Source organism: Agromyces sp. NPDC127015, assembly GCF_042725165.1.
In the GTDB taxonomy this organism is placed as follows: Bacteria; Actinomycetota; Actinomycetes; order Actinomycetales; family Microbacteriaceae; genus Agromyces; species Agromyces chromiiresistens.
Genome location: NZ_JBHXDI010000004.1, coordinates 564821 through 577455 on the forward strand (window position 1 = coordinate 564821; position 12635 = coordinate 577455).

12 protein-coding genes are annotated in these 12635 nt (G+C 71.4%); 4 read left to right on the forward strand and 8 right to left on the reverse strand.

The annotated features are described in order from the left end of the window. Nucleotides 1-5: 5 nt before the first annotated feature. The 7 genes from ACFWGP_RS14670 to ACFWGP_RS14700 all read right to left on the reverse strand — a co-directional run bounded on the left by ACFWGP_RS14670 (nucleotide 6) and on the right by ACFWGP_RS14700 (nucleotide 7451). Nucleotides 6-869, reverse strand: a complete 864-nt coding sequence (locus ACFWGP_RS14670) for an ABC transporter ATP-binding protein (RefSeq protein WP_231431725.1) — start codon at nucleotides 867-869, stop codon at nucleotides 6-8. Beyond that, nucleotides 866-1813 carry an ABC transporter ATP-binding protein gene (locus ACFWGP_RS14675; protein ID WP_275506501.1) on the reverse strand — a complete coding sequence of 316 codons (948 nt, stop codon included), beginning with the start codon at nucleotides 1811-1813 and terminating at the stop codon, nucleotides 866-868. The genes ACFWGP_RS14670 and ACFWGP_RS14675 overlap by 4 nt, the downstream gene beginning before the upstream one ends. Next, nucleotides 1810-2907: an ABC transporter permease gene (locus ACFWGP_RS14680; protein WP_376931232.1), complete on the reverse strand. Its 1098-nt coding sequence runs from the start codon at nucleotides 2905-2907 to the stop codon at nucleotides 1810-1812. Before ACFWGP_RS14680 ends, ACFWGP_RS14675 begins: the two co-directional genes overlap by 4 nt. Further along, the gene (locus ACFWGP_RS14685) at nucleotides 2900-3904 is read right to left on the reverse strand and encodes an ABC transporter permease (RefSeq protein WP_231431728.1); all 1005 of its coding nucleotides are present in this window, start codon (nucleotides 3902-3904) and stop codon (nucleotides 2900-2902) included. Before ACFWGP_RS14685 ends, ACFWGP_RS14680 begins: the two co-directional genes overlap by 8 nt. 52 nt (nucleotides 3905-3956) lie before the next feature. Next, the gene (locus ACFWGP_RS14690) at nucleotides 3957-5552 is read right to left on the reverse strand and encodes an ABC transporter substrate-binding protein (protein WP_376931233.1); all 1596 of its coding nucleotides are present in this window, start codon (nucleotides 5550-5552) and stop codon (nucleotides 3957-3959) included. Between the two features lie 342 nt (nucleotides 5553-5894). Next, entirely contained in the window at nucleotides 5895-6509 is a 615-nt protein-coding gene (locus tag ACFWGP_RS14695; protein WP_376931234.1) for a bifunctional 4-hydroxy-2-oxoglutarate aldolase/2-dehydro-3-deoxy-phosphogluconate aldolase, read from the reverse strand. Nucleotides 6510-6533: 24 nt separating this feature from the next. After that, on the reverse strand, nucleotides 6534-7451 hold the full coding sequence (locus tag ACFWGP_RS14700) for a sugar kinase (RefSeq protein ID WP_376931235.1): 918 nt from the start codon (nucleotides 7449-7451) through the stop codon (nucleotides 6534-6536). 75 nt (nucleotides 7452-7526) lie between these two features. On the opposite strand from ACFWGP_RS14700, the gene ACFWGP_RS14705 reads away from it, so the two are divergent. The 4 genes from ACFWGP_RS14705 (at nucleotide 7527) to ACFWGP_RS14720 (ending at nucleotide 11746) form a co-directional block, all read left to right on the forward strand. Beyond that, entirely contained in the window at nucleotides 7527-8819 is a 1293-nt protein-coding gene (locus ACFWGP_RS14705; RefSeq protein WP_376931236.1) for an alanine racemase, read from the forward strand. Nucleotides 8820-8830: 11 nt separating this feature from the next. Continuing rightward, the gene (locus tag ACFWGP_RS14710) at nucleotides 8831-10549 is read left to right on the forward strand and encodes an amidohydrolase family protein (protein ID WP_376931237.1); all 1719 of its coding nucleotides are present in this window, start codon (nucleotides 8831-8833) and stop codon (nucleotides 10547-10549) included. Between the two features lies 1 nt (nucleotide 10550). Continuing rightward, nucleotides 10551-11282, forward strand: coding sequence for an IclR family transcriptional regulator (locus tag ACFWGP_RS14715; protein ID WP_275506494.1), 732 nt, complete (start codon nucleotides 10551-10553; stop codon nucleotides 11280-11282). A gap of 80 nt (nucleotides 11283-11362) precedes the next feature. Then, a complete protein-coding gene (locus ACFWGP_RS14720) occupies nucleotides 11363-11746 on the forward strand; it encodes a RidA family protein (protein WP_231431735.1) in 384 nt (127 codons plus the stop codon). Nucleotides 11747-11857: 111 nt separating this feature from the next. On the opposite strand, the gene ACFWGP_RS14725 is transcribed toward ACFWGP_RS14720, so the two are convergent. Continuing rightward, complete coding sequence (locus ACFWGP_RS14725; RefSeq protein WP_376931238.1) at nucleotides 11858-12616, reverse strand: SDR family NAD(P)-dependent oxidoreductase; 759 nt, start codon at nucleotides 12614-12616, stop codon at nucleotides 11858-11860. Nucleotides 12617-12635: the final 19 nt, after the last annotated feature.

Here is a 12635-nt window from a genome sequence, read left to right on the forward strand (position 1 = left end):
GACATTCAACCGCCGTTCCGCACTTCGTCACGAAGCCGCCCGAGGCGATCGGGGTCGGCCGCCGCCTCGAGCAGCGTCTTCGTGTACTCGTGCTGCGGATCGAGGATCACCCGCTCGCTCGGACCGCGCTCGACGATCTCGCCGCGGTACATGACCAGGATCTCGTCGGAGAAGTGCCGCGCAGTCGCCAGGTCGTGCGTGATGTAGAGCACGCCGAGCTGCTCCTGCCGCTGGAGTTCGGCGAGCAGGTTCAGCACCCCGAGCCTGATCGACACGTCGAGCATCGACACCGGTTCGTCGGCGATGATGAACCTCGCGCCCGGAGCGAGCGCCCTGGCGATCGCCACGCGCTGCCGCTGGCCGCCCGACAGCTCGTGCGGCCGCCGATCCGCGAAGGTCGACGCGGGCGACAGCCGCACCCGTTCCAGCAGCTCGTCGACGCGCGCACCGATCTCCTTCGACGAGAGCCTCGGATGGTGGATCCGCAGGGGCCGCTCGAGATGGTGCCGGATCGGATGGAACGGGTTCAGCGACCCGAACGGATCCTGGAAGACCATCTGCACGTCGCGCCGGTAGCTCGCGAGCCGCGAGCCGCCCGTCGCACTCGGCGCCCCGTCGAGCAGGATCTCGCCCGAGCTCGGGGCCTCGAGCTTCGCCATCATGCGGGCGATCGTCGACTTGCCCGAGCCGCTCTCGCCCACGAGGGCGATCGTGCGGCCGGGTTCGAGGGTGAACGAGACGTCCCTGACCGCGTGCAGGATGCGCGACTTCACCCCGCTGCGCAGGCGGAAGTCCTTCACGAGATTGCGGGCCTCGAGGCTCGCCGAAGTCGCGCTCGTGCCGCTCGTCGCCGTGCCGTGCGCGCTCATGCGGCACCTCCCTCGACGGCGCCCGACCCGACGCCGGTCCTGATGAAGTCGCCGCGATCCCCCCGCAGGCTCGGGAAGCTCGAGAGCAGGCGCTTCGTGTACTCGTGCGAGGGGGTGCGGTAGATCTCCTCCGCCGTGCCCTGCTCGACGATCCGCCCCTCGAGCATGATCGCGATGCGGTCGCTGATCTCGATCAGCAGCGGCAGGTCGTGCGTGATGAAGACGACGGCGAACCCCAACCGCTCGCGCAGCCGCATGATCTCGCGGATGATCCCCCGCTGCACCACCACGTCGAGCGCGGTCGTCGGCTCGTCCATGATCATGACCTGCGGGTCGAGGGCGAGGGCCATCGCGATCATCACGCGCTGCCGCATGCCGCCCGAGAGCTCGTGCGGGAAGCTCGACAGCCGTGCCGGGTCGACGCCCACGAGACTCAGCAGCTCGGCGCTCCTCGCCTCGCGCTCGGCGCGCCGCATGCCGGGCCGGTGCGTCGTGAACACGTCGTGCAGCTGCTTCCGCACGCTCATGACCGGGTTCAGCGAGTTCATCGACCCCTGGAACACCATCGACACCTTGCTCCACCGGAAGGTGCGCAGCGCCTCGCCGTCGAGCCCGACGACGTCGATGTCGCGCCCCGAGGCGTCGTGGAAGACCACCTCGCCGCCCGTCATGAGGGCGGGCGCCTTGAGCAGTCGGTTCAGCCCGTAGGCGAGCGTCGTCTTGCCGCAACCCGACTCCCCCGCGAGTCCGAGGATCTCGCCGCGATGCAGGGTGATCGACGCGCCGCGCACCGCCTTCACGGGCGGCTCCACCTCGTACTCGATCGACACGTCCCGGGCGGTCAGCACGGGCTCGCCGCGTCGGGAGGGGTCGATTCCGGTGACGCCGGCCTCGACGGGGATGCCGGTGCGGTCGATGCCGTTCGCACGGCCGGCGCGGCTCATGCGAACGCTCCCGTGTCGGCGACGCCCTTGCCTGCCTTCGCAGCCTGTCGCTGGCGCTTGGCGTTCTCGGGTGCGAGCCTGAGCTTCGGGTTCACGACCTCGTCGATCGCGAAGTTGATGAGCGACAGCCCAGCACCGAGTGCGGCGATGATGAGGCCGGGCGGCACGAACCACCACCAGGCGCCGGTGCCGACGGCCTGCCCGGTCTGGGCGTCGTTGAGCATCGTGCCGAGGGTGATCGACCCGGTCGGCCCGAGCCCGAGGTACGAGAGGCCGGCCTCGCCGAGCACCGCGAAGATCACGCCGAAGATGAACTGGGCCGCGAGCAGCGGCACGAGGTTCGGGAGGATCTCGACGAAGATGATGCGGGCGGGCCTCTCGCCGGCGACCCGTGCGGCGGCGACGTACTCGCGCGTACGCAGCGAACGGGCCTGCGCTCGAAGCACGACGGCCGACCCCGCCCAGCCGGTGATGCCGAGTACGAGCGCGACGAGCAGCGAACTCCGCGCGAGCGGACCGAGCCCCTCCGCCGTCTGCACGTACGCGGCGATCACCATGACCACGGGAAGCCCCGGGATCACGAGCACGATGTTGGTGAAGAGCGTCAGCACCTCGTCGGCGACGCCGCCGAAGTAGCCGGCGAACACGCCGAAGACGATCGCGAGCACGAGGGCGACCACCCCCGCGACGAGCCCGATGAACAACGACCCGCGAGTGCCCCACGCGAGCTGCGAGAAGACGTCGTAGCCGAGCTTCGTCGTGCCGAGCCAGTGCTCCGCCGACGGCGGCAGCAGGGCGTCGTTGTCGGAGTCGCGCGGCGGCTGCGCGATCATGGGGCCGAAGATGCCGAACAGCGTGATCAGGCCGACGATCACGAGGCCCGTGATGAGCTTGCCCGAGCGACTCGGCAGGATGTGGCGGAACCGCCCGCCACGGCCGGCCTGCGCGACGGCGAACGCCGCGGTCGCACTCGCCTCGCGCGCGGATTCGCGCACCGCCTCCGCGGAGACCGGGGCCTGGAACGGGGCGTCGTCGCCCATCGCGTAGCCCGAGTCGTCTGGCGCGCGATCGAGCGTCGGCTGGGAGTCATCCATTGTGTCGCACTCTCGGGTCGATGAAGCCGTAGATGAGGTCCATGATGAAGTTCGCCACCAGCACCGTGAGGGTGATCACGAGGAACACGCCCTGCATGAGCGCGTAGTCGAGACCCTGCACGGCCTGGATCATGAGTTTGCCGAGGCCCGGATAGCTGAACACCTGCTCCATCACGATCGATCCGGCGACGACGAAGCCGAGCGCGATGCCGAAGCCCGCGAGGCTCGGGATGGCGGCGTTGCGGGCGGCGTACCGCGTGAGCGTCCGCCGCGAGGTGAGTCCCTTCGCCTCGGCCGTCACCACGTAGTCCTCCGACATGGTCGAGACCATCATGTTGCGCATGCCGAGCAGCCAGCCGCCGACCGAGGAGAGCACGATCGTCGTCGCCGGGAGGATCGCGTGGTAGATCGCGCTGCCGAGGAACGCCCAGCTCCACTCCGGCCCCGCCGGGAACTCGAACACGTCGTAGCCGCCGACGATCGGGAACCACCCGAGCTGCACCGCGAACACCGCGACGAGCACGAGCGCGAGCCAGAAGTACGGGATCGACTGGAACACGGTGGTGATCGGCACGAGGTGGTCGAGCCTCGTGCCGCGCCGCCATCCCACCCAGGCGCCCACGATGATGCCGAGCAGGAACGAGATGACGGTCGCGGTCCCGACCAGGAAGATCGTCCACGGCAGCGCCGCCGAGATCAGGTCGGCGACGGGGGCCGGGTACCGCGTCGAGGAGACCCCGAGGTCGCCCTGCAGCAGCCGGCCCCAGTACGCCACGTACTGGTCCCACAGCGACATGTCCCTGCCCGCACCGAGGATCGACGTGATCGCCTGCACGGTCTCCTCCGAGAGCGGTCGCCCGCCGCTGGCTCGGCGCAGCTTGCCGAGCATGATCGCGGCCGGATCGCCCGGCAGCAGCCGCGGCAGCAGGAAGTTGAGCGAGATCGCCGCCCAGAAGGTCACCAGGTAGAAGGCGACCCGCCGAAGGTAGAAGCTCATGCTGCCGCCGTCCTCGATGCGGGGAAGGTTCGTTCCATGGGACCGTCGGCGCCTACTCGGCGGGCTTCAGGTGCGTGAGCACCATCGCGTTCGCGACCGCGAGGTAGGGCAGCGGAGCGGCGTACAGGTCGCTCTCGCTCGGCCAGCCGGTGAACTTCTCGGTGTTGAAGAACGACTGCGAGGCGTTGAGCACCACCGGGATGTACGGCAGGTCTCGGGCGATCTCGGCCTGGATCGCGCCGTAGGCCGCCTGCTTGGTCGCCACGTCCTGCGTGGCGCCGGCCGCGAGCACGGCCTCGTCGACGACGGGGTTCGCGTAGCGCGAGTAGTTCTGCCCGTCGAGCGGGCCCTCGCCGACCTTCGCGGTCGACGAGCCGGCGAAGTACTCGTGGTAGTTCGAGTACGGGTCGGCCACGAGGCTCTGGGTGAGGCCGAAGAGCGCCATCTGGAAGTCGCCGTTCTGGATCGGGGTCCAGTACTCGGCGTCGGAGACGGTGCGTGCGTTGATGCGGATGCCGGCTTCGGCGGCCTGCTCGGAGATGAGCTTCGCCGCATCGTTGTAGTCGGTCCATCCGTCGGGCGAGAACAGGTCGATCTCGATCGCCGTGCCGTCCTTGCCGTAGAACCCGTCGTCGCCCTTGGTGTATCCGGCCGCCTCGAGGACCTCGGCCGCCGCGGCGGGGTCGGCCTCCTGCGGGCTCGTGGCGAGCGCGGGGTCGGCGAGCCACTGCTCGTCGCGGGGCTGCAGCGTGAACGACGGCGACGACTCGCCCGCGAGGCCCGCGAAGGCCTTCTCGCGGATGGTCGCCCGGTCGATCGCGAGGTTGATGGCCTGGCGCACCGCGGGGTCGGTCTGGGGGCCGGTGCAGCCGAGGTCGGCGTTCGCGCAGGTGGTGATCGTCGTCGGGTCCTGCTGCAGGTTGAGCGTCGAGATGTCGCCCTTGCCGGTGACGGCGTCGGGGTTCGCGATGAACTGGCCGACCCAGTCGATCTTGCCGGTGGTCAAGAGGTCCTGCGATGACTGGTTCGAGTCGAGGCCGAGGTACTGCACCTGTTCGACGGCGGGCGCGCCGTCGCGGAAGAGGTCGTTCGCCTCGACCGTGTACGCGGCCTCCGAGAAGTCCTTGAGCACGTACGGGCCCGAGCCGACCGGTTCGGGGTTGGTCTCGGCCATGAAGTCGTCGATGCCCTCCCAGATGTGCTTCGGGATGATGTAGGTCGAGCCGAGCGTCAGCGAGGCGCTGGTGAACTGCGGCTCCGTGTAGGTGAGCACGACGGTCGTGTCGTCGGTCGCCTCGGCCGAGACGAACTGCTCGGTCTTGTTCGAGCCGTAGCCGAACGTGAAGGCGACGTCCTCCGCCGTCAGGTCCTCGCCGTCGCTCCACTTCAGGTCGGGCTTGATGGTGACGGTGAGGGTCTTGCCGTCCTCGCTGTACTCGTAGCTGTCGCCGATGAGCCCGACGGGCGGGTCGGCGGACAGCTGGTTGAAGAAGAACAGCGGCTCGTAGATGGCGCCGAAGGTGGCGTGCACGGCCGTGTCGACGGCGAACGGGTTGAAGTTGTTGTTGATCGGGGTGGCGCTGCCGGCCCAGACGCGGAGGACCGCGGCGTCGCCGTCGGATCCGGTCGAGGGCGAGCACCCGGACATCCCGAGGGCGATAGCGGCCGCTCCGGCGGCGAATGCCACCGTGATGGAGCGCTTGGTTCGATTCATCGTTCCGACAGTCCTCTCGTGCTTCATTGCGTGGGAAGAGCAGTGACGCCGCCTGCAGGAGCCTGGTGCGCAGGGCGCTACTGGAAGCGACCCTAACAGAAAAGAATCTAACCGGAAACAATTCATCCAATTAATTCAGGATGCCTCGAGGACACCCGAACACGAGCCCGCGCCGCTCCTCGAGCGCGCCGACGGGCGACCTCGGCCCGCGTGGCGCGGAGAAGTCGGCCGGTGTGGCGTCGCCGACGAGGGGCCGTGGAGCCCGAGGAGCCCGGATCAGTGCTCGGCGAGCAACGCGGCGAGCGCCGGCAGCTGCTCGGGGTCCTCGAGCGCCGACCCGACGGCCACCGTTCGCACACCCCTCGCCAGGAAGACACCCGCGTTCGAGGCATCCATGCCGCCCGTGGCGACGAAGCGCGCCGCGGGGAACGGACCGGACATGGCGCCGAACCAGGCGGGGCCGAGGAGCGAGGCCGGGAAGGCCTTCAGCCAGGTGAGGCCGAGGGCCATCGCCTGCTGCACCTCCGTCGCCGTGGCGACGCCGGGGAGGGGCGGCAACCCGGCCTCGAACGACGCGCGCACGATCCGCTCGTCGAGACCGGGGCTCACGGTGAACGCCGCTCCGGCCGCGGCGGCCTGCTCCACGTGCCGCACGGCGACGACGGTGCCCGCGCCGACGACGCGCCCCTCGGCGCGACCGGCCTCGGCGACCGCGGCCAGTGCCTCGAGATCGGCCTCGGACTGGATCGGCAGCTCCACGACGTCGATGCCGAGCGACCACGCCTGCCGTGCGAGCTCGAGGCTGCGCCGGGCGCCGAGACCGCGGAAGATCGCCATCAGGGGTCGCCCGGCGAGCAGCGTGTCGAAGGCGGTGTTGTCGATCGTCGTCATGGGGGGTCGGGCCTCTCGGTGGGTTCAGCGGCGGGGGTCGCGGGGGAAGTCGCTCGTCTCGCCGAGCACGAGCACGGCTCGGTCGTGTCCGGCGCGCAGGCGCCCGGCGGCGTCGCGGTCGTCGAGGAGCGCGGCGAGGTAGCCCGCGGCGAACGCGTCGCCGGCGCCGACGGCCTCGACCACGTCGACCGGGTGCGCGGCGACGTGCTCGACCGCGTCGATGCCGTCGACGCCCCGCGCGAACTCGGTCGCGCCGACATCGCCGTCCTTCACGATGAGTCGGGCGGGCTCTGGCAGGAACGCGCGCACGTCGGATGCCGTCGTGGTGCCCCACAGTCGCGCTGCTTCGTCGAGCCCGACGAAGGCGAGATCGGCGGCGGCGGCGAGCGCGCGCAGTCGCGCGGCGGCGGCCTCCGCGCTTCGCCAGAGTGCCGCGCGGTGGTTCACATCGAAGCTGAGCAGCGCGGGAGTCGCGGCGACGCGCTCGATCATCGCGTCGAGCATCGCGTCGCACGAACTCGACAGCGCGGCCGTGATGCCGCTGAGGTGCACGACGCGCGCCCCCTCGAGGGGCAGTCGCTCGGCGAACGCCGGCGACATGCGCGACGCCGCCGAGCCCACGCGGAAGTACTGCACCCCGTTGCCCGGGTCCTTGACGTAGAGTCCGGTCGGCGCGTCGGGATCTCGCTCGACGAAACGGGTGTCGACGCCGCGGCTCGCGAGCTGCGCCACGAGCCGTCGGCCGAGCGCGTCGTCGCCGACCCGGCCCGCCCACGCGGCCCTTCGGCGGAGCGCGGCGAGGTGGGAGGCGACGTTCGACTCCGCTCCCCCCGCGTCGAGGTGGAAGTCGACGGCGCGCTCGAGCGGCTCGGCGAGCGCGGGCGTCACGAGCGCCATGGTCTCTCCGATGGCGATGATCTCGGGCAGCAGAGCGTCGGTCACGGGTCTATGCTGACGGGTGTGCAACTGCTGCGCAAACGCGTTGCAGCATACGCAACAGATGAAAGTGAGCTCCGGATGTCGCGCCTCACCCCGCTCTCCGAGACCACCGACCTCCGCCTCGAGGCGGGCGACAAAGGACTGCCCGCCCGTGCCGCCGGACTCACCGTGCGCGAGTTCCTCGCCACCGCGCCGCGGCTCGCGGAGTTCTGGACGCCACTGCTCGCGCTCGACCGGGCGGCGCTCGAACACAATGCCGCGACGATCCAGCGCTGGTGCGACGAGCGGGGGCTCGAGCTCATGCCGCACGGCAAGACCACGATGGCACCGGCGCTGTGGCGGCTGCAGCTCGACGCCGGGGCGAACGGGCTCACGCTCGCCACCCCCGGCCAGGTGCGCACCGCCCGCGCGTTCGGCGTCCGGTCGCTCATGCTCGCGAACGCCCTCGTGGCGCCAGACACCCTCGCGTGGATCGCCGCCGAGCAGGACGACGACGCCCACTTCGAGTTCTGGTCGTGGGCCGACTCGATCGAGACCGTCGAGACCATGGAGCGCGGACTCGCCGCGGCATCCGTCGCTCCCGCTCGCCCGCTCGCGGTGCTCGTCGAGCTCGGCGCGGGCGGCGGGCGCACGGGCGCGCGCGGCCTCGACGAGGCGATCGACATCGCCCGCCGCATCGCCGACTCCCCCGTGCTGCGGCTCGCCGGCGTCGCGGGCTACGAGGGCAGCCTCGGGCACGATCGCTCCTCGGTCGCCGTCGCCGCCGTGCGCGACTACCTGGCCGACCTGCTCGAGCTCCACGACGCGGTGCGCGACCTCGCCGACCCCGCCGACGGGCCCCTCGTCGTCACCGCCGGCGGCAGCGCCTACCTCGACCTCGTCGCCGACGTGTTCGCACCCGGCATCGAGGCCGACCACGACGTGCACACGACTCGCTGGGTGCTGCGCTCGGGCGCCTCGCTCGTGCACGACGACGGCTTCTACCGCGGCATCTCGCCGATCGACGCCGAACTCGTCGCGGCCATGCGCGGCCACGCCCGCGTCGTCTCGCACCCCGAGCCGGGGCTGGCGCTGCTCGACGGCGGCAAGCGCGACCTGCCGTACGACGAGGGGCTGCCGATGCCGCTCGGCGTCGCCGGGGCGCCCGGCGCCGACCTGCGACCCCTCGGCGAGGCATCCGTCACGGCGGTCAACGACCAGCACGCGTACCTGCGCGCCGAGGCGGGCGGCACGCTGCCCGTCGCGATCGGCGACGTCGTCGCGCTCGGGCTGTCGCACCCGTGCACGGCGTTCGACAAGTGGCGGTGGATCCCCGTCGTCGAGCATTCGGGCAGCGACCTCGTCGTCGACCTCGTGCGCACGTACTTCTGAGGATCGTCGCCATGACCGTCCTGATCAGGAATGCGCGCGTCGTCGACGAGACGGGTGAACGAGGGGGGCTGCACGACGTGCTGCTCGCGGGCGGGCGGATCGCGCGGATCGCGCCGGCATCCGCCGGTCGAGCAGGCGCGCAGCGCCGTCTCGGGACCACGGATGCCGCGTGGGCGGGTGGTCTCGATCCACGTCCGCCTTCGCCGGGATCCCCGCGACCGACGAAGTCGATCGACGCCGGCGGACGCCTGCTCATGCCGGGATTCGTCGACGCGCACTCGCATGCCGACGGGGCGGTCTTCGATCCCGACGTGCAGCTGGCGCTGCTGCGGCAGGGTGTCACCACGGTGATCGGCGGGCAGGACGGCGTCGGCTTCGCCCCAGGCGACGGCGCGTACGGCACCGAGTACTTCGCGGCGATCAACGGGCGGCACCCGCACTACGCGGGCGGCGGCGTCGCCGACCTGCTCGCGACCTACGAGGGGACGACCCCGCTCAACGTCGCGACCCTCGTGCCCGCCGGTACGGTGCGTTCCGCGGTCATGGGCCGCTCCACCGCGGCACCGAGCAGTTCCGAGCTCGCCGAGATGCGCGCGCTCGTGGCATCCGGCCTGGCCGACGGCGCCGTGGGCCTCTCGACCGGACTCGACTACGTGCCGGGTCTCTTCGCCGACGCCGCCGAGCTCGCCGAGCTCTGCCGCCCCGTCGCCGACGCGGGCGGCGTGTACGTGTCGCACATGCGCGGCGGGTACGAGGCGAACTCGGCCGCGGGCATCGACGAGATCGCGGCGATCGCGGCGGCGAGCGGCGTGCGGGTGCATGTCTCGCACTTCCACGCCGAGCCTGCGATCGTGCGGCACGAGCTCAGCCGGCTCGCGTCGGCGGGCGACCGCGCGAGCTTCGACGCCTACCCGTACACGCGGGGCTGCTCGATCCTCGCCATGCCGATCCTGCCCGCCGAGCTCACCGTTCGATCCGCCGACGAGGTGCTGCAGGTCCTCGCCGATCCGGTCGAGCGGGAGCGGCTGCGGCTCGACTGGTTCCCGACGATCGCGGGGTATGCGAGCCTCGGGCCCGATTGGCCGGGCATGCTGACGCTCGCGCACATCGCCGCACCCGAGTTCGACTGGGCGCACGGTCTCACCCTCGCCGAGGGAGCGGCCCGCACGGAGCGCGACCCGATCGACTTCGCGCTCGACGTGCTCGTCGCCGCCCGGCTCGAGGTCAACGTCGTCATGGCGGTGCAGCACGAGCGCAGCGATGCCGAGCTCGCCGAGATCCTCTCGCTGCCCGGAGCGATCGGCGGATCCGACGGCATCTTCCTCGGCCGGCACCCGCATCCGCGGGCGCGCGGCTCGTTCGCACGGTACCTCGCGCTGCTGGTCCGTGAACAGGGCGCGCTGGACTGGGCGGATGCCTCGGCCCTCGTCTCGACGCGAGCGGTGCGCCGCTTCGGGCTCGGCGACCGGGGCGTCGTCCGCGAGGGCGCGATCGCCGATCTCGCGCTCGTCGACCCCGACCGGGTGGGCGCGGGCGCGAGCTACGCCGCGCCGCTGGAGTTCGCCGACGGCATCGACGACGTGTTCGTCGCGGGCGTGCCCGTGCTCGCCGACGGGGTGCTCACGGGGGCCACGCCGGGCACGGGGCTGCGAGCCGATCGAGGCCGTGGTCCCGATGCGCGCCCTCCTTCGTCGGGCGCCGCTCGACCGACCGAACCGCTGGAGGCCTGACATGTCGCAGAGCGTGACGCGCGCGGCGCGCATCATCGACGCCATCGCGGCCGGCCCGCGCACGGTCGCCGAGCTCGCCGAGGAGTTCGGACTCCACCGCTCGACCATGTTCCGCGAGCTGCAGGCCCTCGAGCAGGTCGGCTGGGTGCGCAGGCGAGGCTCGGGCCGCTACACGCTCGGCACGCACCTCGCCGCCCTCTCGAAGCAGGCCCTCGACTCGCTCGACCTGCGCGAGGCCGGCTCCGAGCACGTACGCCGCCTGCAGCGGCGCACCGGCAACACCGTGCACCTCGCTGCGCTCATGGACCGCTCGATCGTCTACGTCGACAAGGCCGAGGACGAGTCGGGCGTGCGCATGTACTCGCGAATCGGCCGGGCCGTGATCCCCTACTGCTCCGCCGTCGGAAAGGCGATCCTCGCCGACCTCGACCGTGCGGGGCGCGACGCCGTGCTCGACGGCGTCGTGTGGCAGCGCTACACCGACCTGACCATCGACTCGCGCGAGCGACTCGACCGCGAGCTCGCCATCGTCTCGGCCCGCGGCTACGCGACCGACGACCGCGAGTTCGAGGCATTCGTGAACTGCATCGCCGTGCCCATCCGCAGTTCCATGGGCATCGTCGGCGCACTCTCGATCACGGCGATCCGCATGGTCGCCGACCTCGACCGGCTGAAGGCCGACCTGCCCGCCATGCGCGAGACCGCCGAGCTCATCGCCCGCGATCTCGGCTGACGGATGCCTCGGGTCTCACGCCGAGGCATCCCCGACGACCACCGACGCACCACGACCACCACCATCACACAGGAGGAACCATGTCCAAGACCGCCGTCACCCTCTCGAACGCGCCGAAGCCCGCCGGGCCATACAGCCACGGCGTCGTCGCGAACGGATTCCTGTACACGGCGGGCTTCGGCCCGCAGGACCCGGCGACGGGCCTCGTCGTCGAGGGCGGCGTGAAAGAGCAGACCCGCCAGGTGCTGCGCAACATCGGCGCCGTTCTCGCCGAGTACGGCCTCACGCACGACGACGTCGTGAAGGTGACCGCGCACCTCGAGGACCTCGCCGACTTCGCCGAGTACAACGAGGCCTACGCCGAGTTCTTCACCGAGCCCTACCCCGTGCGCACGACGGTCGGCTCACGCCTCGCGAACATCCTCGTCGAGATCGACGTCGTCGCCGCCATCCCGCACGACTGATCCCTGCCTGGTCGGTCGAGTCGGCGCGAAGCGCCGTGTCGAGACCACGCGCCCGTTGCGCGCGGTCTCGATACGCGTCGCCTCCGTCGGCGCTCCTCGACCGACCTCCGCCTACGCGATGCCGCCGCCGTCGACGACGAGCGCCGAACCGGTGACGTAGCTCGACTCGTCGCTCGCGAGCCAGACGACCGCCGCCGCGATCTCGTGCGGCTCGCCCATGCGGCGCAGCGGCCGGTCGGCGGCCTCGGCGAGGAATCCGGCTTCGGCCTGGCCGAGCTGTCGGGCCTCGTCGCGCAGCATGCCCGTGTTCACGTCGCCCGGGTTGACCGAGTTCACCCGGATACCCTGCGGACCGTGGTCGATGGCGAGCGCGCGGGTCATGTTGACGACGGCGCCCTTCGAGGCGCAGTACGAGATCGCCTGCCCACCGCCCTTGAGGCCCCAGCCCGAACCCGTGTTGACGATCGAGCCGCCGCCCGCGGCCGCCATGACCGGCACGACGTGCTTGCACATGAGGAAGATCGAGCGCACGTTCACGCCGAAGACGCGATCCCACTCCTCGACGGTCGTCTCGACCGCGGTCGTGCGACGGATGATGCCCGCGTTGTTGAAGACGACGTTCACGCCGCCGAACTCGTCGACCACGGTCTGCACGACGCGCTCGATGTCGGGCTCGCTCGCGACATCCGCGGCGATCGCGATGGCCGTGCCGCCGGCCGCCCGGATCTCGTCGGCGACCGCGGCCGCCGCGTCGGCGTTCAGGTCGACGACGGCGACCTTCGCACCCTCGGCTGCGAGGGCGATCGAGGTGGCGCGGCCGATGCCGCCCGCGCCGCCCGTGACGATGGCCTGCTTGTTCTCGAGGCGCATGGCCTTCTCCTTCGGTTCG